The organism is Kribbella swartbergensis, assembly GCF_054784135.1.
Window position 1 is genome coordinate 19,156 of the sequence record NZ_BAAGPM010000013.1, and the last position, 21,022, is coordinate 40,177.

General features: G+C 69.1%; 20 protein-coding genes and 1 riboswitch. Of the genes, 6 read left to right on the forward strand and 14 right to left on the reverse strand.

Annotated features, from left to right (window positions below):
• Window positions 1–151 precede the first annotated feature (151 nt).
• On the reverse strand, window positions 152–646 hold the full coding sequence (locus tag ACYVOK_RS06465; protein WP_460661333.1) for a DUF4446 family protein: 495 nt from the start codon (window positions 644–646) through the stop codon (window positions 152–154).
• 110 nt (window positions 647–756) lie between these two features.
• On the opposite strand from ACYVOK_RS06465, the gene larB reads away from it, so the two are divergent.
• The 3 genes from larB (at window position 757) to ACYVOK_RS06480 (ending at window position 4,919) form a co-directional block, all read left to right on the forward strand.
• Complete coding sequence (gene larB / locus ACYVOK_RS06470; protein WP_460661334.1) at window positions 757–1,476, forward strand: nickel pincer cofactor biosynthesis protein LarB; 720 nt, start codon at window positions 757–759, stop codon at window positions 1,474–1,476.
• On the forward strand, window positions 1,473–2,756 hold the full coding sequence (larC, locus tag ACYVOK_RS06475; protein ID WP_460661335.1) for a nickel pincer cofactor biosynthesis protein LarC: 1,284 nt from the start codon (window positions 1,473–1,475) through the stop codon (window positions 2,754–2,756). Before larB ends, larC begins: the two co-directional genes overlap by 4 nt.
• Window positions 2,757–2,891: 135 nt before the next feature.
• Window positions 2,892–4,919 (forward strand): hypothetical protein, encoded by a 2,028-nt coding sequence (locus ACYVOK_RS06480; protein ID WP_460661336.1) that lies wholly within the window; start codon window positions 2,892–2,894, stop codon window positions 4,917–4,919.
• 33 nt (window positions 4,920–4,952) lie between these two features.
• Here the strand turns inward: ACYVOK_RS06480 and ACYVOK_RS06485 are convergent, their stop codons facing one another.
• The 3 genes from ACYVOK_RS06485 to ACYVOK_RS06495 form a co-directional block, all read right to left on the reverse strand.
• Entirely contained in the window at window positions 4,953–6,530 is a 1,578-nt protein-coding gene (locus tag ACYVOK_RS06485) for a glycosyltransferase 87 family protein (protein ID WP_460661337.1), read from the reverse strand.
• Complete coding sequence (locus ACYVOK_RS06490) at window positions 6,527–7,315, reverse strand: glycosyltransferase family 2 protein (RefSeq protein WP_460661338.1); 789 nt, start codon at window positions 7,313–7,315, stop codon at window positions 6,527–6,529. The genes ACYVOK_RS06485 and ACYVOK_RS06490 overlap by 4 nt, the downstream gene beginning before the upstream one ends.
• A 223-nt stretch (window positions 7,316–7,538) precedes the next feature.
• Entirely contained in the window at window positions 7,539–8,129 is a 591-nt protein-coding gene (locus ACYVOK_RS06495; RefSeq protein WP_460661339.1) for a dihydrofolate reductase family protein, read from the reverse strand.
• A gap of 272 nt (window positions 8,130–8,401) precedes the next feature.
• Between ACYVOK_RS06495 and ACYVOK_RS06500 the strand changes: the two genes are divergently transcribed.
• Window positions 8,402–9,622: an arginine deiminase gene (locus ACYVOK_RS06500; protein ID WP_460661340.1), complete on the forward strand. Its 1,221-nt coding sequence runs from the start codon at window positions 8,402–8,404 to the stop codon at window positions 9,620–9,622.
• Window positions 9,623–9,960: 338 nt separating this feature from the next.
• Here ACYVOK_RS06500 and ACYVOK_RS06505 read toward each other — a convergent pair whose 3' ends face one another.
• The 8 genes from ACYVOK_RS06505 to ACYVOK_RS06540 all read right to left on the reverse strand — a co-directional run bounded on the left by ACYVOK_RS06505 (window position 9,961) and on the right by ACYVOK_RS06540 (window position 17,397).
• Entirely contained in the window at window positions 9,961–10,929 is a 969-nt protein-coding gene (locus ACYVOK_RS06505; protein WP_460661341.1) for a DUF5926 family protein, read from the reverse strand.
• Window positions 10,930–11,024: 95 nt separating this feature from the next.
• On the reverse strand, window positions 11,025–11,441 hold the full coding sequence (locus ACYVOK_RS06510; protein ID WP_460661342.1) for an ATP-binding protein: 417 nt from the start codon (window positions 11,439–11,441) through the stop codon (window positions 11,025–11,027).
• Window positions 11,442–11,720: 279 nt separating this feature from the next.
• Entirely contained in the window at window positions 11,721–12,590 is an 870-nt protein-coding gene (locus ACYVOK_RS06515) for a glycerophosphodiester phosphodiesterase (protein ID WP_460661343.1), read from the reverse strand.
• 324 nt (window positions 12,591–12,914) lie between these two features.
• A complete protein-coding gene (locus tag ACYVOK_RS06520) occupies window positions 12,915–14,258 on the reverse strand; it encodes an LLM class flavin-dependent oxidoreductase (RefSeq protein WP_460661344.1) in 1,344 nt (447 codons plus the stop codon).
• Window positions 14,255–14,971 carry an ABC transporter ATP-binding protein gene (locus ACYVOK_RS06525; RefSeq protein ID WP_460661345.1) on the reverse strand — a complete coding sequence of 239 codons (717 nt, stop codon included), beginning with the start codon at window positions 14,969–14,971 and terminating at the stop codon, window positions 14,255–14,257. The genes ACYVOK_RS06520 and ACYVOK_RS06525 overlap by 4 nt, the downstream gene beginning before the upstream one ends.
• Window positions 14,947–15,786 carry an ABC transporter permease gene (locus ACYVOK_RS06530; protein ID WP_460661346.1) on the reverse strand — a complete coding sequence of 280 codons (840 nt, stop codon included), beginning with the start codon at window positions 15,784–15,786 and terminating at the stop codon, window positions 14,947–14,949. The genes ACYVOK_RS06525 and ACYVOK_RS06530 overlap by 25 nt, the downstream gene beginning before the upstream one ends.
• Complete coding sequence (locus ACYVOK_RS06535) at window positions 15,783–16,844, reverse strand: ABC transporter substrate-binding protein (protein WP_460661347.1); 1,062 nt, start codon at window positions 16,842–16,844, stop codon at window positions 15,783–15,785. Before ACYVOK_RS06535 ends, ACYVOK_RS06530 begins: the two co-directional genes overlap by 4 nt.
• Entirely contained in the window at window positions 16,837–17,397 is a 561-nt protein-coding gene (locus tag ACYVOK_RS06540) for a flavin reductase family protein (RefSeq protein WP_460661348.1), read from the reverse strand. The genes ACYVOK_RS06535 and ACYVOK_RS06540 overlap by 8 nt, the downstream gene beginning before the upstream one ends.
• A gap of 305 nt (window positions 17,398–17,702) precedes the next feature.
• Between ACYVOK_RS06540 and ACYVOK_RS06545 the strand changes: the two genes are divergently transcribed.
• Together ACYVOK_RS06545 and ACYVOK_RS06550 are read left to right on the forward strand one after the other, a co-directional pair.
• Window positions 17,703–18,197 carry an RNA polymerase sigma factor gene (locus tag ACYVOK_RS06545; RefSeq protein ID WP_460661349.1) on the forward strand — a complete coding sequence of 165 codons (495 nt, stop codon included), beginning with the start codon at window positions 17,703–17,705 and terminating at the stop codon, window positions 18,195–18,197.
• Window positions 18,190–18,756, forward strand: coding sequence for a methylated-DNA--[protein]-cysteine S-methyltransferase (locus ACYVOK_RS06550; protein WP_460661350.1), 567 nt, complete (start codon window positions 18,190–18,192; stop codon window positions 18,754–18,756). Before ACYVOK_RS06545 ends, ACYVOK_RS06550 begins: the two co-directional genes overlap by 8 nt.
• Before the next feature lie 111 nt (window positions 18,757–18,867).
• Here the strand turns inward: ACYVOK_RS06550 and ACYVOK_RS06555 are convergent, their stop codons facing one another.
• Both ACYVOK_RS06555 and ACYVOK_RS06560 read right to left on the reverse strand, forming a co-directional pair.
• Window positions 18,868–19,548, reverse strand: a complete 681-nt coding sequence (locus tag ACYVOK_RS06555) for a class I SAM-dependent methyltransferase (protein WP_460661351.1) — start codon at window positions 19,546–19,548, stop codon at window positions 18,868–18,870.
• 26 nt (window positions 19,549–19,574) lie between these two features.
• A complete protein-coding gene (locus ACYVOK_RS06560; RefSeq protein ID WP_460661352.1) occupies window positions 19,575–20,903 on the reverse strand; it encodes a purine-cytosine permease family protein in 1,329 nt (442 codons plus the stop codon).
• Window positions 20,896–21,009: riboswitch (TPP riboswitch) on the reverse strand. It overlaps the preceding gene by 8 nt.
• Between the last annotated feature and the right edge of the window lie 13 nt (window positions 21,010–21,022).

The following is a 21,022-nucleotide window of genomic DNA, read 5'->3' on the forward strand; positions in this document are numbered from 1 at the left end:
CTTGGCGGGCGCTGCGGGCCGGCTTCCGCGACTGCCGGTCGCTCAGCTTTTGACAGTCGGCTACAGCGGCTCAGCTTCGACAGTCGGCTTCAGCGGCCCAGCTTCGACAGTCGGCTTCAGCGGCTCTGCTTCAACGGTCGGCTTCAGCGGTTCAGCTTTCGGCGGTGGGGCCGCCGGCTTCCTTGCGGAGGGTGTCGATCGCCTCTTCCTCCTCGGGCGACAACTTCGACTCGCTCGCGAACCCCCGGATCTCCTTGGCGTACGTCCGCGCGTCGGCCCGGCTGTTGATCGATGTCAGCACGACCCCGTCACCGTTGTCGTCCAGCAGCGCCAACGACCAGGACAACTTTCCCCCGGTGTCACCGAACGCGTCGTACCGAACGACGGCCAGGTGCTGCAGCGTCTCGCGCAACTCCCCGCGGGTGACCTCGATCTCCCTGCCGAGCTTTCGCAGTTCGGCCCGTACCGTGCCCGGCTTGGCCTCCGGCTGCGGCTGCGGCTCGGGTTCCGGGGGCGGCGCCGCGGATGCCTTGGCCGCCTTGGCCGCGCCGGCCTGCGCGCGCAGCGCCTGAATGGCGAACACCAGGGCGAGGACCGCCACGAACAGAGCGGCGATCCCGAATGCACCGGCTAACGTCGAAGACACGACGGAAGCCTAGAGCATCTCCCGTCATACCTGAGTATTCAGCTGATTGCGGAGCGTGCTCGGGCGGACCACACGACGTACTGGTGTCCGCCGCCACGTAGATTCACGACGTGACACATTTGCCTGACCCAGGTCCCCAGCCGGGCGTCCACGACCTCGGTTACGCCCGCCTCGACACCGATCGGCTGGAGCGCACCGGCGACGCCGAGGTGGTGTACGGCGCCGGCAAGACGCCCGCCCAGGTGGTGGAGTTGCTGCGCACTCTGCACGCCACCCACCCGTCCCACGCCGTACTGGCCACTCGCCTGACCGTGGAGGCGCAGGAGGCCGTAGCCGCCGCCCTGCCGACCGCAGTGATCGATCCGGTCGGGCGTACGGCGGTCCTCGGTGAGCCGCCCGTACTGCGGGGGACCGTCGCAGTCGTGGCGGCCGGTACGTCGGACGCCCCAGTGGCAGCCGAGGCAGCGACAACTGCTCGTGTCTTCGGCGCCGGGGTCGAGGTGATCAACGACGTGGGCGTCGCGGGGCTCCACCGGATCATGGGTGTCCGCGATCGACTGGACGCGGCGGACTGCCTGATCGTCGTCGCTGGGATGGAGGGCGCGCTGCCGAGCGTGGTCGGCGGACTGGTCGGCGTACCGCTCGTCGCCGTACCCACGTCCGTCGGGTACGGCGCTTCGTTCGGCGGGATCGCGGCGCTGCTCGGGATGCTCAACTCGTGCGCACCGGGTGTGACCGTGGTGAACATCGACAACGGCTTCGGGGCCGGGGTGTTCGCGGCCCGCGTGGCACGGCGCTCGGCACCGCGGGACACCAAGGAGAACCCGTGAGGATCGCCTGGATCGACTGCTCCGCCGGCGCCTCCGGCGACATGCTCCTGGGCGCCCTCCTCGACGCCGGCGCCGACCTCACCACAGTCAACGCCGCCGTAGCCGCAGTAGACCCCTCCCTCTCGGTAACCGTCGCCCCCACCACCCGCCACCAAATAGCCGCCACCAAAGCCACCGTCCGCGTCCAAGGCCAACCCCACCCCGAAAACTCCCCAGACGCCGGACACGGACATGGCCATGGGCACGGCGCGGAGCCATCTCATGGGCACGGCCACGGCCACGAACCTGCTGCCGAGCATGGGCATGGGTCTACTCGGGCTTGGGCTCAGGTGCGGGAGTTGCTGGAGGGGGCTGAGCTAGACGAGGCGGTTCGGAGTCGGGCTTTGGACGCGTTTGCTCGGCTGGCTCGGGCGGAGGCTGCCGCGCATGGGGTCGAGCCGGATGCGGTGCACTTCCACGAGGTCGGCGCGCTGGACGCGATCGCGGACATCGTCGGCGTCGCGGCGGCCTCGGTCTCGCTCGGACTGGACCGGGTCGTGGTGTCGACGATCGCGCTCGGGGGCGGCCGCCAGGTGCGCGGTCAGCACGGCGGCATCCCGGTGCCCGGTCCCGCCGTACTCCATCTGCTCTCCGAGGCCGGCGCCCCGGTCGTCGGCGGCACAGCGCCGTACGAGATGACGACCCCGACCGGCGCCGCGCTGCTCGCGACGCTGGCCGACGAGTTCGGCATGATCCCGCCGATGCGGATCACCCGGACCGGCGTCGGCGCCGGCGGCCGCGACCCGGTCGAGGTGCCGAACGTCGTCCGCGTCGTCGTCGGCGAGACCACCGACCGCCCGGCGACCGAACTCGTCTACGAGACCAACATCGACGACCTCGACCCACGCCTCTGGCCGCAGATCCTCGCCCGCCTGCTCGAAGCCGGCGCGGCCGACGCCTGGCTCACCCCGATCCTGATGAAGAAGGGCCGGCCCGCCCACACCCTCTCGGTCCTGGTCAGCAGCGTGAACGCCGACGCGGTCCGCCGCGTGATCCTCACCGAGACCACGGCGATCGGCCTGCGCGAGTTCCCGATCACCAAGCACGCCGCGGACCGCGAGTTCACCACCGTTGAGGTCGACGGCCAGCGCATCAGCGTCAAGATCGCCCGGTACGACGGTCAGGTCGTCAACGTGCAACCGGAGTACGACGACGTCGTGGCGGCCGCCGCCGAACTCAAACAACCGGTCAAAACCGTCCTCGCCCGAGCCATCGCCGCCGCGGAACCCCTCTGGCATTGACCACCAACCCGCCCCGAGCTCAACGCTGGATGTAACGCCGGGGTGTCTGCCGCGATAGAAGGGGAGGTGCGGTCGGTCCGCCCGTTCTGATTCTGGGGGGCTCCCTTGCGCACCGCTCTGCGTTTTGCTGCGCCGATGGTTCTGTCGGCTCTTCTCCTGACTGCGGCAGTACCGGCCGTGGCGTCGAGTGAACAGGCCGAGGCGGTTCCCTCGGCGCCGGTCGGGGTTCGGGTGAAGGGAACGTTCACCGGGGTCGACGTCGCCTGGAGTCTTCCCACTGACGAAGGCACCGCCGACGGCGTGACCGGCTTCGTCGTACGGCGATCCGCGAACGGAGCCGAGACCACCTACAGCGTGCCGCGGACCACCCTCAACTGGCACGACACCGAGCGGCTCTCCGGTGCGACGTACGCCGTTGCCGCGGTCAACGCGGACGGCGAAGGGCCGGCCAGCACGCCGACGTCCCCGGGTACGACAACCGACGCCGTCACGGTCGCTCACACCGTGACGGAGAACGGCGTCAGCCGTACCTTCCTCGGTCAGATCGTGCCCCAGGGCGCGACCAAGATCATCCCGCTCGACACCTCGGGTCCGACCCAGCAGGTCGACAAGGCCATCGCGGCCTCCCCGGACGGGCGCCGGGTCGTCTTCTCCCAAGGACAGTCGAGCCTCTGGACGGTCTCGGCGGTCGTCCCGCACGCGCAAGCGGTGAAGATCCTGGACGGGTCCAGCGGACTCGCCGCGAAGTCCTGGTCCCCGGACGGCACCCGGATCGCCTTCCAACGGGCAGAGAACGGCACCCCCTGCGTCGAGATCATCGCCGCGACCGGCGGCGTGCCGGTCCGGGTCGGCTGCAACCTGGCCTCGCCGTCGTGGCTGCCCGACAACCAGACGCTGATCGTCAAGGACCAGCTGACCGGCAAGCTGCAACGCGTCCAGGCGCGGGCGGGCGGAGCGGTCCTGACCACGTACGCCGGTACTGAGTTGTCGCAGCATCCGGTCGCGTCACCGAACGGTCTCTGGATCGCCTACTTCAAGAACACCTCGGTGAACGTGATCCCGGTCGCCGGCGGCACTCCCGTACCGGCGTACCCGTTCGGCACCAGTGGGGAGTCGATCAGCTGGGCGAGTCGCAGTCTGCTGCTCGTCACCCGCCGTACCGAGACCGGAAGCACCCTCCAGCAGGTGCCGGTGAATGACGGACGACCGTACGTGAACGCCCAGCTCTTCGATCCGCCGGCCGGGGAACTGGTCGAGTCGGCCGTCTGGCAGGGCCCCAACCTGACGATCCCGCCGACCGCGCCGGTCGTGGGACCGAACCTGTCTGTGCCGTTCGACACGACCGGACTGGTTTCGCCGTACCTCACCTGCGAGTTCGACGGCGTGAAGACCGCGCCGTGCCCGCCGTCGCCCTTCCAGAAAGCCGGCGTCGCGGCCGGTACCCACGTACTGCGGATCTGGGGCGTCGAACCCGGGGGTCGCGGTACCGAAGCCGTCCGCTGGCTGACCGTCGACAACACTGTTCCGACCGCTCGGCTCACCGGCCCGACCTTCGACGTGACCAAGGCCGCCACGGCGACAGTCACCTACTCCGGGTCGGACGACAGCGGCATCGGCTCGTACGACGTCCGGTGGCGGATCGCATCAACCGCGGGCAACTTCGGCGCCTACGCTCCGGTCAAGTCCGGTACGACGGCGACCTCCGTGCTGATCAACGTCGCGGCGGGCTACGAGTACTGCGTGTCGGTCCGGGCACGTGACCTGGCCGGCAACGTGTCGGGATGGACCGCCGACAAGTGCTTCTCCCGCCCGTCGGACGACCGTTTGATGGGCGCGTCCAAGGGTTGGGTCCGGGCCAGCCATCGGGCCTACTACCTCGGAACCGCGACCGTCACCACCGCCAAGAGCATCTCTGTCTCACGGAGCGTGCAGGCCAAGCGGCTGTTCCTGATCGCGACGAAGTGCGCCACCTGCGGCAGCCTGAACGTCTACTACAACGGCAAGTACGTCGGCGTCGTGAACCTGTACAAGGCCACAACCGAGTACCAGGCCGTCGTACCGCTTCCGCTGCCGGCGACCTTCCTCACCGGGTCAGTCCTCCTGACCACACGGGTAGCCGGCAAGGTCTACCAGATCGACGGGCTCGCCGTACGGCGCACCTGACGCGTGCCCCGACCAGTTCTTCACCCGGCGACACTAGTGTGCTTCGGCCTTCTCCGGCACAGCTTTCTGTCGGCGGCGCGGCCAGTCGTATGGCCACCACTGTGCGCCGCTGCGCCGGGCCCAGACGATGAGTCCGATCAGCACGGCCAGCTCGATGGCCGGGCAGATGGTGTCCCGCAGGCGAGCGCTGAACCACTCCAGCGAGTCCGACAGACTCGCCGCCACCTGGCGTGCGTTCGGATCTCGTCCCGGGACATAGGCGATCGCGAGCATCGTCGTCCGGACGACCATCAGCCCGTCCACCTTCGACGCCGCGACGGCCGCCAGCGCGACCCAGGCGATCAGGTCGTACCAGGGCAGCGAGTACATCGCGGTCAGGATCCACGCGATCGCGTAGATCGCGGTGTACCGGATCGCGGCCGGGGTCGGGTCGTCCGGATGCGTCTGCGGGACCAGCGACTTCGGGAACACCTGGGACAGCAGGATCGCGACGACCACGAGCCCGAGCCAGGCGAGGATCGCCAGGAACGTCCGGACCAGCGGCCCAGGCAGGAACAGGTCGAAGAAGCTCAGCAGGACCTTGTGCGGCGTACCGGTGGAGATGAACGACGTCTGCGACCGCGCCTGCTGGAACGCCTGCAACCCGACGACGGCGTACAGGCTGCCCATCGCCAGCGCGCCGCCCCCGCAGAAGATCGCGGCCTTGCGCCGGTCCGCCCGTAGGGCCCACAGCATCGCGACACCGACCAGACCGATCGACAGCTTCGTGCAGCCCGCGACGCCGATCATGATGCCCGCCCAGAACACGTGCCGCCGGAACAGCCACAGCGCGATCACCGCGAACATCACCGCGATCGCGTCGTTGTGCGCGCCGGCCAGGACTGTCCACAGGATCAGCGGGTTCGCCAGGCCGAGCATCACCACGCGGCGGCGGTTCGGCAGGTTCGGCCCCACCAGTTTGAGCAGCAGCAACCCGGTGACGACCAGGCTGATCGCGACCGACAACTGCAGCATCCACACGGTCAGCTGCATCGAGTCGCCGCCGATCAGCGACGAGATCCACTGGATCCAGGTCGCGATCGGTCCGTACACGCTCTTCGCGCCCTGCCACGGGCGTTCCGTCGCCGCGATGACCGGGTCGTACCCGAGCCGGATCGTGTCCGCCGGCGCGGTCGTGTACGGGTCGCCGCCGAGTGACATGATCCGGCCGTACGCCGCGTAGATCAGAACGTCACCGGACGCCATCGGCGGGACCAGCGTGATGGCCGCCGTCGTACCGATGCCTAGGGCAATCAATCGCTCGACCCGCGGGGCCCAGCCGTGTTTGAGTGCCCTGGTCGCGAGGAAGACGCCGTACCCGCCGAGCACGATGCCGACGTAGACCATGGTCGTGACGAGCCAGTCGTTCGGCTTGGCGTCGAACCAGTACGACGGCAGCCACGGGTGCCGGTTCGTCAGGGTCAGCACGACCACGGACGGGCCGAGCAGGCCGGCTCCCACGATGAGCGCCGTACAGGTCAGGTAGAGCGCGACAGCACGGCGGCCGTACCGCTCCGCCAGCCGTGGGTCTGTCGCCTCGGTGCTGGTGTCGCCGGGATTGCTGGTGCTCATTGCGACGACTTCCGCGGGAACAGACTGCGCAGCGACGGGCCGCTGCCGGCGGGCAGGGCGCTCCGCGCGGCCAGGGCACGACGGACATGCAGGTACTGACGGCCGCGGTGCAGTTGACCGCGCAGGTCCGTGCCGGTGGGCCGGTGCCTGACGTCGATCGGCACCTCGATAATGCGGAACCCTTTGCGACCGAGGTCGATGGTCAGCGCGGTCTCGACCCCGAAACCGGCGGCGAGCGGTACGGCGGCGTCGAACGCGGCCCGGGTCAGGCAGCGCTGACCGGACAGCGGCTGCTCCGGCGCCCACCCCGTCGCTTCCTCGATCCCGGCCCGCGCGAGCCGTACGACGAAACCGTGGCCGCCGGCCTTGGAACCGTCGGGCCGCAACTGCGCCGGCAGGGTGCCGATCGTCATGTCCGCCTTGCCGGTCTGCACCGGCTCGATCAGCGGCGCGGCCGCGGTCGCGGAGTCGGTGAGGTCGGCGTCGAGGAAGAGCAGGTGCCGCGCACGTGCGCCGTCCCGCTCCGCGACCGCCGCCGCGCCGGTCTCCATCGCCGCTGCCTTCCCCCGGTTCCGCTCGTGCCGGACGACGACCGCCCCGGCGCGCTCGGCGGCTTCCGCCGTACCGTCCGCCGAGCCGTCGTCCACGACCACGACCAGGTCCACTCCGATGATCTTGTGCACCGCGTCGACCGTGGCCGCAATCCGCTGCGCCTCGTCCTTCGCCGGGATCACACAGGCGACGGCTCGCTCGAAGGGCTCGGAAGGCAGGTCATGACCGGACACAGCACCGCAGCCTAGTTCCTCCGCAGCCGATCGACCTCGTCAGTTCCGATCCGCTGTGGATATCTCCTTCTTTCGAACGACCTGTGGAAAACCTCGAGGCCCTCCGCCCGGATCGCGGCATCTTCTCTGCCGACAGCCGATCAGCCCAGCGGAGGACCTCATGCCCACTTCACAACCACACACAGTCATCGCGAGCGCGGGCCCCGTGTGGTCGCTCGCCGGCTCAGGAGCGGACGCGGTCGTAGAGCAGGCAGAGGGCGCCGGACTCCGTCGGCGTCGAGTCGACGAGCGACCACGAGGACGACGGCAGACCGTCCTCGAAGAGCCGCGCGCCGCCTCCGACGAGTTCCGGGGCGAGCGTGATGCTCAACCGGTCGATCTCGTCCGCGGCGAGCAGTGCCTTGATCACGCTGACGCTGGCCAGGACGACGATGTCGCCGCCGTCCTCGCCGCGCAGCTGCTTGACCACGTCGGCGGGTTCGGCGTCCACGATCCGGCTGTTCTGCCAGGTCGCCTCGGTCAGCGTCGACGAGAAGACGACCTTCTCGGTCTCGGTCATCCACCTCGACGCCGCCCGGTCCTGCGGGGCCGCGTTCTCGTCGTCGGCCACCGCCGGCCAGAAGCCGGCGAACCCTTCGTAGTTCTTCCGCCCGAGCAGGATGGTGGTCGCCGGCTCGGTCACGCGCATCATGTGATTCCGGGACGTCTCGGTGATCGCGTGCGGCACGATCCATCCCATGTCGAAGTCCCCACCGACGCCGTTCACCCGGCCGTCCAGCGAGAGCGTGATGTTGGCGGTCACCGTGCGAGTCATCTCAGTACCTCCGGTCCCGGACACCCCTTCGGCGTCCTCACACCCGAAATCCTGTCGCCGCGGCCTGTGCCGAACATCTGCCACCTGGCCGATATCCCTGCGTCCCTGGCCGACGCTGACCGCCGCCACTGGCCGGTCTGTTCCCGCCGTGCACCGGCAGGAATTGGAGATCGAGGGATATTGTCGGACAATCAGACAGATCGTCGTGGTGATCGGCGCAACGGGCGCCGCTGCCGTAGCGTGGTTGGGACGACCGGAGAAGGGACAGGCGGATGACCGAGGCTGCTCAGGGAGTCGACACGGCGTACGGCGTCGACAGCGAGGTCGGACCGCTGCGGACGGTGATGCTGCACCGGCCGGGCAACGAGCTCCGCCGGCTCACCCCGCGGAACAACGACAAGCTCCTGTTCGACGGCATCCCGTGGGTCGGCCGGGCGCAGGAGGAGCACGACGCGTTCGCCCAGGCACTGCGAGACCGCGGCGTGGAGGTGCTGTACCTCGGCGAGCTGCTGACCGAGGCGCTGACCGACCCGGAAGCACGTTCGGTCGCCGTCACCGGCGCGACCGAGGACCTCCGGCTCGGCGACACCCTGCGGGCTTACCTCCGCGCGTCCCTGGGCGACCTCGATCCGTCGCAACTGGCCGAGGCTTTGATGGCCGGCGTACGGAACGACGAGGTGCGCGCCGGCGGCCTGGTCACGTCGCTCCTGGCGCACGAGGACTTCCTGATCGACCCCCTGCCGAACCTGCTGTTCACCCGCGACTCGAGCGTCTGGATCCAGGACTCCGTCGCGGTCACGTCTCTCGCGATGCCGGCCCGGGCGCGCGAGACCCAGCTGACCGACCTGATCTACACGTTCCACCCCCGGTTCCGGGGCGCGGACAAGGTGTACGGCCACCAGCTCGAACACGTCGAAGGCGGTGACGTCCTCGCGCTCGGCCCCGGCGTCCTGGCCGTCGGCGTCGGCGAGCGGACGACACCGGCCGGGGTCGAGCGACTGGCCCGGCGGGTGTTCGCGAAGGGACTGGCGCACACCGTGCTCGCCGTACCGATCGCACAGCAGCGCGCGACGATGCACCTCGACACCGTGTGCACGATGGTCGACGTCGACGCCGTCCTGATGTATCCGAACATGGCCGAGGAGATGCGCGCGCACGCGGTCACCACCGACGGGGACGAGTTGCACGTCGCGGAGCCCGAGCCGTTCCTGGTCGCGGCGGCGAAGGCGCTCGGTATCGACACTCTCCGCCGGATCGACACCGGTCTGGACCCCGTCACGGCCGAACGCGAACAGTGGGACGACGGCAACAACACCCTGGCGCTCGCGCCACGCGTGTGCATCGCCTACGAGCGCACGGTGGAGACGAACACGCGACTGGAGGAGTCCGGGATCGAGGTCATCCGCATCTCCGGTTCCGAGCTCGGCTCCGGCCGTGGCGGGCCCCGCTGCATGTCCTGCCCGGTCCTCCGGGCCCCGCTCGCGATGGCCTGACCTGCGTGAAGACCGGGTTGACCGGCCAAGTGAGCCCAGCGACACGCGCAGTGAAATCGGGGCTTGTGGCGGACCACCATCCTGAGTACTCTTCATGCCTAGGCCCAGGCCCTGTTGCTCCCCCGTCAGCAGGACTTGGGCCGTCCACTTTTCTCCCCGGTAGCAGGCACAAGCCTCCCGGCCTTTGCTCCAGGCCCCCATCGGCCTAGACCAAAACGGTTGCCCACCGCATCCAACCCGCTGACGGTTCGCACAGCCGGTCGGCGCCCGTCGACGGGTCAGCAAACACCCCGGTCACGGGAGTGTGACCGGGGTTGCTTGTCCGGGATCGGCGGGAGTCAGCGGATGGTGAGTTGGCGGCTGGACAGGCCGGCGCGGGCGGCGCGTTCTTCGGTGGTGAGGGGCGCCTCGGTGGCCAGCGCCTTCTCGAGAGCGACGGCGAACTCGGCCGCCGGCTTCTCCAGGTCGGCAGCTTCGGTCTCGGCGGGGAGCTCCCACACGGGCGCGAGTACGCCGAGTGCGCGGAAGGAGCCGATCAGCCGGCTGCCCTCGATCAGCGCGGACGAGCCGGCCGCATGCAGACGCGCCAGTGCGTCCAGCAGGGTGTCCTCGCTGTGCGGCATCACCCAGCGCAGGTAGCGGCGGTCACCGATCTGCGTCCAGTACGCCGCCTCGACGGACTCCAGGCGTACGGTCGGCGCCGCGGCCGCGTTCGCCCGCTCGAGGCCCGCGGCGACCTCACCGGTCGGGTCGTCGACACTCTCGCTGACCCAGAAGTCGAACCCTTCGTGCACCTTCACCTCGATCGGCTTCGACGTGTCGATCAGGTCCTGCAGCCGCGGCCCCTCCTTCAGCAGGTCGCCCAGCTGGATCGGGTTGCCCGGTTCGGTGTTCAGCGCCGCGGTGATCGCGTGCCCCAGGTCGCGGCTCGGATCGCCTGACGACGCGTGCGTCTGCATGCCGATCCAGATCGTCTCGTCGTCGCGGACCAGACCAGGCATCGCCATCGGCAGCAGGGTGACGAGGTTGACCACCTTGCCCGCGTTCTCGCCGGTCAGCACGACCTCCGCCGTACCCGCCGGAACGATCTCCCGGAACGCGATCAGGTCGCACTCCGACGGCAACCCCTCGAACGGCCGCACCACGAACGCGTCAGCCGCCTGTGCCCGCTCCCGCCCGTGGCACTGCTTGAACCGCTTACCCGATCCGCAGGGACAGGGCTCCCGCGGTCCGACATCAACCAGGTCGGCCGGATCCAGCGTGACGGTCGTCGTGTTCTTCGCGCGCTGCCGCGACTTCTTTCCCATACGCGCAGTCTTGCAGCCGTCCACCCCAGACGGCCAACCCGCCGACCTGACCGGAGGAAACGCCGCCGCGGAGGTTCGTCCGTGGGAGCCGAAGGTCAGCTCGGGATGACCGCGTGGACCGTGCGGTGGCGAGGGGCGGTGCGGACGTCCCAGGCGGAGGTGAGTACGTCGACGATGGCGAGACCGCGGCCACCGATGGATTCGGGGTGGGCGTCGTTGATCCGTTGCGGTTCGGTGTCGCCGCACCCGTCGGTCACCTCGACGTGGATGCCGGCCTTGTCGATCCACCAGGCCGCACGGACCTCGCCGGCCGGGAGCGGGGGTGCGTACCGGATCGCGTTCGAGAGCAGTTCGGAAAGGACGAGCTGGGCGTCGTCACAGGCGTGTTCGGCGACCCGGAAGCGCTTGAGGTAGGCGGCCAGACGGCGTCGGGCGTCCGCCACCGCGGACACTTCGTGCGGCAGTACGACGTCCACGACGCTCACGTCGGCGGGCAGGGTCGCTGAGGACAAGCAGGGTCTCCTCGATCATCGGAACAGCCATATGCACTTCTGCCCACGATCCACCCCGGGAAAACACCACCGGGTATTCCGTTACACACCGGCGCCGAAGATCACAGGTTTACCCAAGAAACCGAGACGAAAACGACAGAATTGAACGTTGCGATAACACGACGCATTCACATCACTACGTATCCAAACCTCTCGGCCACTCACCCTGAGTGACCCACGTCATACGCTCCGCGCCAGGCTCGTACAGTCCCGGTAGGAGCACGATGTGGGTGGGGAGGTCTATGGGTTGGGGCGGTGGCGGCGGGGTGGCCGCTTTGGCGGGAACGTGTAGGAGGGCAGGGGTGGAGCTGCCGGTTCCGCGACGATTTTGAGGGCGGCTTCGGGGCGGTCGCTGATGATGGCGTCGACGCCGATGTCGCGGCAGTGGCGGATGTCGGCGTCGGAGTTCACGGTCCAGACGTGCACCTGGTGACCGTGTTTGTGCGCGCGGTCGACGTACTCCGGATGGGCGCTGACGATCTCCAGGCTCGGGCCGGCGTGCGAGACCCCGGTCGGCAGGGAGCCGTCGCGGAAGCGGAGCGGGACACGGTCCATCAGCAGGACGGTTCGCAGGCCGGGCGCCATCGTGCGCATCCGGCGGAGCGACAGCCAGGAGAAGCTCATCACCCGGGCCGGGGACTCGGTGCCGATCTTCGGGTGCGCCCAGCCGTAGCGGTCGAGGGCCTCGATCAGGCGGCGTTCGACCAGACCGGCGTACCGGGTCGGATGCTTGGTCTCGATCGCGAGCTCGAGCGGGCGGCCGGCGTCGCGCACCGTTGACAGCAGCTCGTCCAGGGTGAGGACCTTGCGCATGTCGGGGCTCGGGAGTTCGGCCTCCTCGTCGAGCTCCGACCACGGGTTCTTCCAGGAACCCCAGTCGAACGACTCGAGCTCCCCCAGGCTCATCGTGGACAGCACGCCGCGGCCGTTGGAGGTGCGGTCGATCCGGCGGTCGTGGACGCAGACCAGATGTCCGTCGGAGGTGAGCCGAACGTCGCACTCCAGTCCGTCGGCTCCTGCGTCGACCGCCCGGCGGTACGCCGCCAGCGTGTGTTCCGGACTGACCTCACTCGCGCCACGATGGGCCACCACGCTCGGGCGTTTCCCCATGAGGACAACTCAATCACGCACCCAACTCCCCCCGTCACCCAGCCACGCCCATCCCCAGAAAACGATTACTCACCACGTCTTGGATCACCCCGATCACACGAAGCGCAGGCAGGATGCGGTCAGCCTAGAGAGCCGTTGAGTGGCACGCTGAGCTAGCGGGACGGACTGGTGGTCCCGGGCCTGCGCTCGGGCCCGGGGTGGGGGTTACGCCGTGGCTTTGGTGGGGTTGGGGAGAGGTGGCTGGCGTCGGGGGTGCGGGACTGGAGCGGGGTGGGTGGGGAGAGCCGGGTGCCCCGCCACCTGGTGGGGCACCCGGGGTGGGGGTTACGCCGTGGCTTTGGTGGGGGTTGGGGAGGGGTGGCGGGCTGGGGGGCGGGGGAGGTTGTAGTGGTCGCGGAGGGTGGTGCCGGTGTAGTCGGTGCGGAACAGGCCTCGGTGCTGCAGGATCGGGACCACGTGGTCGACGAAGGCGGTCAGGCCCGACGGCAGGACCGCGGGCATGATGTTGAAGCCATCGGCCGCGCCGGCGTCGAACCAGTCCTGGATCGCGTCCGCGACCTGTTCCGGCGTACCGCTGAAGGTCCGGTGCCCGCGACCACCGCCCAGCCGGCCGATCAGCTCGCGGACGGTGAGTTTCTCCCGTCGCGCCAGCGTCACGATGAGCGTGTAGCGGCTCTTCGCACCCTCGATCTCGTCCTCGTCCGGGAGGTCGGCCGGCAGCTGCTGGTCGAACGGCAGGTCCTCCGGCGCCACCCGCAGCGTCCGAGCCAACTGGAGCCGCGCGTACTCGGGCCGGATCAACGAGTCCAACTCACGCTCGAGCCCCACCGCCTCCTCGACCGTCCCGCCGATCACCGGCACGATCCCCGGCAGGATCTTGAGCGTCGACGGATCGCGCCCCAACGCGGCTGCCCGGGCCTTCAGGTCGCGGTAGAACGCCTGCGCATCCTCCAGCGTCTGCTGGGCTGTGAACACGGCTTCGGCGTACCGAGCCGCCAGACCCTTCCCGTCTTCCGAGGAGCCGGCCTGCACGATCAGCGGGTGACCTTGCGGCGACCGCGGCAGATTGAGCGGACCACGGACCTGGAAGTGTCGGCCGACGTGATCGATCGGCACAACCCGGTCGTTCACCGCCCATACACCGGACGCCTTGTCGGCGATCGCTGCGTCGTCCTGCCAGGAGTCCCACAGCTTGTATGCGACCTCGAGGAACTCCGCGGCCCGGTCGTACCGCTCGGCGTGGGCCGGCTGGTCGGCCAGGTTGAAGTTCTTCGCCGCCTCCGGACCGGCTGTGGTAACCACGTTCCAGCCCGCACGACCGCCACTCACGTGGTCGATGCTGGCGAACCGCCGGGCCAGGTTGAACGGCTCGTTGTACGTCGTCGACGCGGTCGCGATCAGCCCGATCCGGGATGTCACGGCCGCCAGCGCGGTCAGCAGCACGGTCGGCTCCAACGACCCGGCCGGGCGACGGCCGACGTCTCCGAACAGCACCGGCGAGTCGGCGAAGAAGATCGAGTCGAGCTTCCCCCGCTCCGCGATGCGCGCCAGCTCCTGAAAGTGCGCGACCGACGTGTTGGCGAACGGGTCGCTTTCCGGCAGCCGCCACGACGCCTCGTGGTGACCGGTGCTCATCAGGAACGCGTTCAGGTGCAACTGCCTGCTCACAACGAAACCCCCAATGCATCGAGAAGCCGCGACCGTACGGCGGCGAAACCTGGATCGGCCGGACTGCGCGGTGTGCTCAACGTGATCGACTCCGACGCGACGATCCGGCCCTGGTCGAGCACGATCACCCGGTCGGCCAGCACGATCGCCTCGTCCACGTCATGTGTCACCAGCAGTACGGCGGGTTGGTGCGCGGCGCACAGGTTGCGCAGCAACACATGCATCTTCAGCCGGGTCAGCGCGTCCAGCGCCCCGAACGGCTCGTCCGCGAGCAGCAGCTCCGGCTCGCGCACCAGCGACCGCGCCAACGCGACTCGCTGCTGCTCACCACCGGACAGCTCGTTCGGCCACGCCGTCTCACGTCCGGCCAGCCCGACCTCCTCGAGACTCTGCCGGCCGCGCGCGTCGGCACCGCCCAGTCCGAGGACGACGTTGTCCAGCACCTTTGCCCAAGGCAACAACCTCGAGTCCTGGAAAACGACGGAAACGTTGGAGGGTACGACGAGTTCCCCAGACCCGTCGACGCCCGAGTCCAGCCCGGCCAACGCCCGCAGCAGCGTGCTCTTGCCGGACCCGCTCTTCCCGAGCAGCGCCACGAACTCACCCGGCGCGATGTCCAGATCCACCCCGTCCAGCACGGCGCGATCGTCGTACCGCCGTACCAGGTCCCGGACCTGGACGGCGGCTGTTAGGAGTCCAGGGTGCGGCGCCATGAGAGGGCCTTTCTTTGGATCAGGCGGACGGCGGCGTCGGAGAGGAGGCCCAGTACGCCGTACAGGACCAGGCCGACGATGATGATGTCGGTCTGTCCGTAGGTCCGGGCCAGCTCCATCATGTAGCCGATACCGCTGGTGGAGTTGATCTGTTCGACGACGACCAGCGACAGCCAGGCGCCGGTGACGGCGAACCGCAGGCCGAGCAGGAATCCGGGCAGCGCACCCGGCAGGACCACCCGGCGGATGAAGTCCCACTGCGACAGCCCGACGGTCTGGGCGAGTTCGACGTACCGCGCGTCGATGGTGCGCAGGCCGTTGTGGGTGTGGATGTAGATCGGCACGAACACGCCGAGCAGGATGGTGACGATCTTCATCGACTCGCCGATGCCGAGCCACAGGATCAGCAGCGGCAGCAGGGCGAGCGACGGGATCGCGCGCTTGATCTGGATCGGCCCGTCCAGGACCGCCTCGCCGAGCCTGGACAGCCCGGAGATCAGCGCGAGGACGACGCCCAGCACGATGCCGAGGCCGAGACCGACGACGGCGCGCTGGGTGGACGTCCACAGGTTCGACTGCAGCCGGCCGTCGGCGATCAGGTCGCCGGCGGTGGTGACGACGGTCCAGGGCGCCGACAGCACCCGCTCGTCGAGCCAGCCGGTGGCCGACCCGATGCTCCAGATCACCAGCAGCAGGACCGGTCCGAGGATGGCGCCGAACCTGATCGGCTTCCCCGGTCCGAGCCGCCGGCGGCGTACGACGGGTGTCTCGGCGACCTGCTGGGTGCGCAGGCCGGGCAGGGTGGTTGCGCTCATTTCGCGGCTCCCTTGATGGCGTCGGCGGCGACCGCCTGGAAGCGCAGGTCGTAGAGGTCCTTCGCCTGGATCACCGGGTTGCCGGTCTCCTTGGCGAGCAGCTCGATCGTCTCCTGCTGACGCTGGATCGCGTCGCTCCAGTCGGGGCTGATGTCGGGGTGGCCGGCGTTCTCTACCAGCCATTGGCCGTCGGCCTCGGTCAGCCCCTGGTCCTTCACGTAGTACCCCGCGATCCACTCGCGAGGGTGCTTGTCGATCCACTCCTGGGCGACGCCCCAGGCGGCGACGTACGCACGGATCGCGGCGGCCTTGCCGGAGTCCTCGAGGGACTCGGTCGCCACGTAGAGGTGGCCGGCGTCGTCGCGCAGACCGTGGTCGATGGTGGTGGCGCCGTCCTTGCCGTACTTGGCCAGGTACCGCTTGATCTGCACACCGCCGATCGGTGCGACCTCGACCTGCTTGCCGGCCAGCGCCTGCGAGTAGACGTCACCGGTGCTGGGCAGCTCGACCAGCTTGACGTCCTCCTTGGTCAGCCCGGCCTTCTTCAGCACCTTGAGGACCAGCGCGCCCTGCGCCTGACCCGGGCTGTACGCGATCTTCTTGCCCCGGAGGTCTTCCAGGGTCTTGACCGTCGTACCCGGAGCGATGCCGAGCTTGTAGATCGGGTGGTTCAACGGGTCCTGCCGGAACTTGGAGGCAACGATCTTCACGTGCAGCCCGGTCCAGGTCGCGTGGATCGGCGGGATCTCCGCGACCGAGCCGACGTCGAGCGCCTTCGCCCGGAACGCCTCGGTGGTCTGCGGTCCGCCGCTGAGGTTGGCGAACTGGACGAACTTCGACACCTTGTCGAGCTGGCCGGACAGCTCCAGCGCCTTCTGTGTGGTCGGGTCGCCGACGACGATCTTCACGCCGTCCGGGACGGTGGTCGGCAGCGGGGCGTCGAGGGCGAGCTTCGCGGCGCCGCTGCCTCCGGCCTGGGCGTCGCCGCCGCAGCCGGCCACCACGGCGACGGTGGCGAGTGCTGCGGCGATTACGGCGTACGTGCGGTTCCTAGACATGTTGTGCCTTCGAGTTGGGAGTGGCGGTGGCGTAGCGGCCGTCGTGGTACAGCAACGGCTCGTGCTCGCGTCGTTCGGAGTGGGTGGTGAGGCGGGCGACGACGAGGTAGTGGTCGCCGACGGCGAAGCGGTGCTCGACCTGGGCGCGCAGGAAGCTGGGCGCCTCGTCGAGGACCGGCTCACCGGTGTGCAGCCGGGACCAGCGGGTCGGCTCGGCGAACCGGTCGATGCCACTGGTCGCGAACCGGCCGGCGATGGCCTGCTGGTCGGCGGACAGGAAGTTGATCACCAGGCTGCGGGCCTGGCTGACGGTCGGCCAGCTGGAGGCGCTGGTGGCGATCGCGAACGAGACCAGCGGCGGCAGCAGGCTGACCGAGACCAGTGAGGTGGCGGTGAACCCGGCCGGACCGCGGCCGGCGTCCGCCGTGATCACCACGACACCGGCGGCGTGGCGACGGAAGACGGACCGGTAGACGTCGGCGTCGACGGTCCGCTCCTCCAGGCGGTCGGGTACGACGGACAGAGCGGGACGATGCAATGCGGGAACGGACATGTCTCTCCCTCGGAATCGGGGCAGGGACGACCGGCGGCGGGCAGCAGGAAGCACCACGACCGGGCGGGGTGTGGGAGGCGTTCAGACAGGCCTCGTACGGCGGATGTCCGCCGGAGCAACGCGTGCAGGGGTCAGCGACAGGTGGCGCTCGCCGTCCGCAGGAGATCGATGACGCGACGGCGGGTGAGCAAGGTCGTCGTCATGTCAGCCATCTTCGCACTAAAGTCTACTGAGTAACTGCACAATCTCGGGATCCGGACCAGGCACCCTCACATCGGCCCGCGGGTATGCGTTCTACTGGCGTGATGGTTCAGCAGAAGGTCTCGCTACCACCGTTCCAGGCGCTCGTCGACGCGCACTGGAAGGACGTGGCGCGGCTGGCGCGGGCGCTCGCCGGACCGGTGGACGGTGACGACGTCGCCCAGCGCGCCTGGGAGAAAGCCTTCGCCGCCTACCCCGAGCTCACCTCGGCGAAGAACCTCCGCAGTTGGCTGCTGACCATCACGGCCCGATGCGCCACCGACCTGCACCGGTCCCGTCGGCCGCAGAGCCCGCTCGACGAAGCGCCACCGATGGCCGTCGACGGCCCGGACGCCGCCGACTGGCCCGATCCCGACCTCTGGCAAGCCGTCAACGCACTACCGGAACGCCAGCGCTTCGCCATCACGCTCAAGTACGTCGGCGACCTGGACCACCACGGCGTGGCCGCCGCCCTGGACACCACGCCTGCCGCGTCGCGGCGCCTCGTCAGCGACGCGCTCGCGACCTTGCGCATCAAACTCGGAGTGAACGATGACTGACCTCGAGAGCCGGCTGGCCCGGCTCACCGCACCAGACCTCAAACCACCGGTCCTACCGGACGCCGATGTCGCCTACACCCTGCACGACACCCCGATCGGCACGATGCTGCTCGCGGTCGCCGACGGCCGTGTCGTGGCCAGCTCCTTCGGCGACGAGGAGACCATCACCAACCGCCTCGCCAAGGCTGTCTCCCCGCGCGTACTACGGCAGCCTCGCGCACTGGACGACGTACGACGGCAACTGGACGAGTACCTGGCCGGCCTCCGGCACGAGTTCGACCTGCAGGTGGATCTCGCCCTGGCGACGCCGTTCCAGCGACTCGTGCTGGAGGATCTGCCCCGGCACACCAGCTACGGCGCGACGACGACGTACGGCGCGGTGGCGAACGAGATCGACAAACCGAAGGCGGCCCGCGCGGTCGGTACGGCGCTGGGCGCCAACCCGGTCTGTGTCGTGGTCCCGTGCCACCGGGTGATCGGCTCGAACGGCGCGCTCACCGGATACGCCGGCGGTTTGGACGCAAAGCGATTTCTGCTGAATCTCGAAGCAAAAAACTGACTTTTCACGCGGCGCGCAGAAAGCATTTACACTCGACGGACACAGGAGCAGATCCCCAGTGTGGAGTGGGGATCTGCTTCTTGTTTTTCCTTCCTTGTAAGGAAGATGGCGTCAGTCGGCGGCCGGTTGGCGAATCTCCAGGAGGAGCCGGCGGCGGCCGCCCCAGTCGCGCTTGTAGACCTTGTAGTTCTCGATTCCGGCCGCCGCGCAGAGCCGGCCGTAGCTGATCTCGTCGTGGATGAAGTGCACGCTGCTGGAGCCGAAGTGCTCGGTGGTGACGATCCGGTGCTCCGGTCCCTGCCGCATCCCGTTCGCGATCTCGGCCGCGGTGGCCGGACCCCAGACCGGGCCCTCGATGATCGCGACACCGCCCGGCTTCAGCACCCGGGAGATCTCGCAGATGGTGGACAACTGCTCGTCCTCGGCGAACAACTCGTGGAACGCCGTCCACAGGCAGATCACCGCGTCGAACGAGTCCCACTTGTACGGCAGGTCCGTCATCGAGCCGATCGCCCAGTCGATCGACAACCCCTCCTCGGACGCCTTCGCCTTGCCGGCCTCGACCAGGTTCGGCGAGATGTCCAGCGCCCGCACCACCTTCCCCGCCCGGCGCAGCGGCAGCGCGATCCGCCCGTATCCGCAGCACAGGTCGAGCACCGACTCGCGGCCCTCCAGCAGTTCCTCGACGGCCTCGACGATCGCCGCGTCCCGCTCCGGCGTGGTGCGCGCCGCCAGTCCGTCCGCCCCGAGTTCCGCGTATTCGGCCCGGCTGCGCAGTGCGGAGTTCAGCATTGCGCAAGTATCCCGGTAGGTCCGGGTCAGTTGTCCAGCGGTCGGCGACCGATCCGGCCGAGCAGTACGGCGGCCAGCATCGAGACCACGATCGACGTGTACGTCGCGCCGAGCCAGGTCGGCACCGGCTGCCCGGCGAAGAGCCACTGCTGTACGTCGGTCCAGAACGGCGACCAGCCGGAGACGGTGCCGGGGTTGACCAACTGGTACGCGACGAAGCCGATCAGCCAGGCGAGGGCAGGCTGCCAGCGGAACCGCGCCGTACCGGACACGTCCCAGTTCATCTTGCTGACCACGAAGAAGTCGGCGATCGCGACCGCGAACAGCGGGACGAAGACCGATCCGATCAGGTAGAGGAACTGCGTGTAGTTGCCGAGGTCAACCATCAGCGCGAGGCCGGTGGCGACCACGCCGATCGCGATCGAGATCCACCGCCGGTCGACGTGGCCGATCAGGTTGTGCGCGGCCATCGTGGTCGAGTACACGTTCGCGTACGCCTCGTCGACCTCGTCCACCAGCAGGACGAGCAACGCGATCGCACCGGCCGGCAACGTGACCAGCGCGGTGATCACGTCCGCGCTGTTGGTCCCCAGCGTCGCCACGGCGAACACGCCGAGGGCGTAGTACACGATCGCCGCGATCCCGTAGCCGAGCGACGAGCCGGCGAAGGCGGCCTTGTTGGTCCGCGAATGACGGGTGTAGTCCGCGGCCAACGGCGCGAACGACACGACACCGGCGGCGGCAAGATCGACAGCGGGCCAGAAGCCGAAGACACCGTCCTGCGGCAGGTCCTGCACCGGCTTGCTGAGCACCTGCACGAACAGGTAGACCGACGCGATCAGCACCAGCCAGACCATGAACTTCCGCAGCAGTCTCACACTGCCGAGCGGCCGGACCGCCATCACCGTCGCGAGTACGCCGGCCAGGACGACGAACAGCCAGCGCCACCGCTCACTCGTCACCGCGACCGCGGCCTGCGAGATGACGATGATCTCCATCGTCGCCCAGCCGACGTTCTGCGCGATGTTCAGCACGGTCGGCGCCATCGAGCCGCGGCGGCCGAACAGCCCGCGCAGACTCGCCATCGCCGGTGCTCCGGTGTGCGAACCGAACACGGCCGCACCACCGAGCACGAGCGCGCCCATCCCGCAGCCGACCACGACCGCGAGCAGTCCTTGCGCCAGCGAGCCCGTGTACGCCGCGACCAGCGCACCGGTCACCGGGCCGAACAGCGAGATGCCGAGGTTCCCCCAGAGGGTGAACTGGTCGAAGAAGCCGAGCGTGCGCGGAGCGTCCGTGGTGAGGACGAGCGGCGCCTCGGTGCGGACGGCAGGACGAACAGCAGTACTGGTCATGGGTGACCACTCCCTACGCCGGCATTACCCGGTCAGGTTCAGGCGGTCGGCGACCCGGCGTCGCCCTCTCAGCCCGCGCATGGTGCGAGCTCCCGCAGGTGTTGTTAGCGCGTCAACGA

What these genes read in the sequence shown, in the direction of transcription:
- ACYVOK_RS06480 (WP_460661336.1), top strand. Translation starts at nt 2,892, where the DNA reads ATGGTTCTGTCGGCTCTTCTCCTGACTGCGGCAGTACCGGCCGTGGCG.
- ACYVOK_RS06485 (WP_460661337.1), bottom strand. Translation starts at nt 6,530, where the DNA reads ATGAGCACCAGCAATCCCGGCGACACCAGCACCGAGGCGACAGACCCA.
- ACYVOK_RS06495 (WP_460661339.1), bottom strand. Translation starts at nt 8,129, where the DNA reads ATGACTCGCACGGTGACCGCCAACATCACGCTCTCGCTGGACGGCCGG.
- ACYVOK_RS06500 (WP_460661340.1), top strand. Translation starts at nt 8,402, where the DNA reads ATGACCGAGGCTGCTCAGGGAGTCGACACGGCGTACGGCGTCGACAGC.
- ACYVOK_RS06505 (WP_460661341.1), bottom strand. Translation starts at nt 10,929, where the DNA reads ATGGGAAAGAAGTCGCGGCAGCGCGCGAAGAACACGACGACCGTCACG.
- ACYVOK_RS06515 (WP_460661343.1), bottom strand. Translation starts at nt 12,590, where the DNA reads ATGGGGAAACGCCCGAGCGTGGTGGCCCATCGTGGCGCGAGTGAGGTC.
- ACYVOK_RS06525 (WP_460661345.1), bottom strand. Translation starts at nt 14,971, where the DNA reads ATGGCGCCGCACCCTGGACTCCTAACAGCCGCCGTCCAGGTCCGGGAC.
- ACYVOK_RS06530 (WP_460661346.1), bottom strand. Translation starts at nt 15,786, where the DNA reads ATGAGCGCAACCACCCTGCCCGGCCTGCGCACCCAGCAGGTCGCCGAG.
- ACYVOK_RS06535 (WP_460661347.1), bottom strand. Translation starts at nt 16,844, where the DNA reads ATGTCTAGGAACCGCACGTACGCCGTAATCGCCGCAGCACTCGCCACC.
- ACYVOK_RS06540 (WP_460661348.1), bottom strand. Translation starts at nt 17,397, where the DNA reads ATGTCCGTTCCCGCATTGCATCGTCCCGCTCTGTCCGTCGTACCCGAC.
- ACYVOK_RS06545 (WP_460661349.1), top strand. Translation starts at nt 17,703, where the DNA reads ATGGTTCAGCAGAAGGTCTCGCTACCACCGTTCCAGGCGCTCGTCGAC.
- ACYVOK_RS06550 (WP_460661350.1), top strand. Translation starts at nt 18,190, where the DNA reads ATGACTGACCTCGAGAGCCGGCTGGCCCGGCTCACCGCACCAGACCTC.
- ACYVOK_RS06555 (WP_460661351.1), bottom strand. Translation starts at nt 19,548, where the DNA reads ATGCTGAACTCCGCACTGCGCAGCCGGGCCGAATACGCGGAACTCGGG.
- ACYVOK_RS06560 (WP_460661352.1), bottom strand. Translation starts at nt 20,903, where the DNA reads ATGACCAGTACTGCTGTTCGTCCTGCCGTCCGCACCGAGGCGCCGCTC.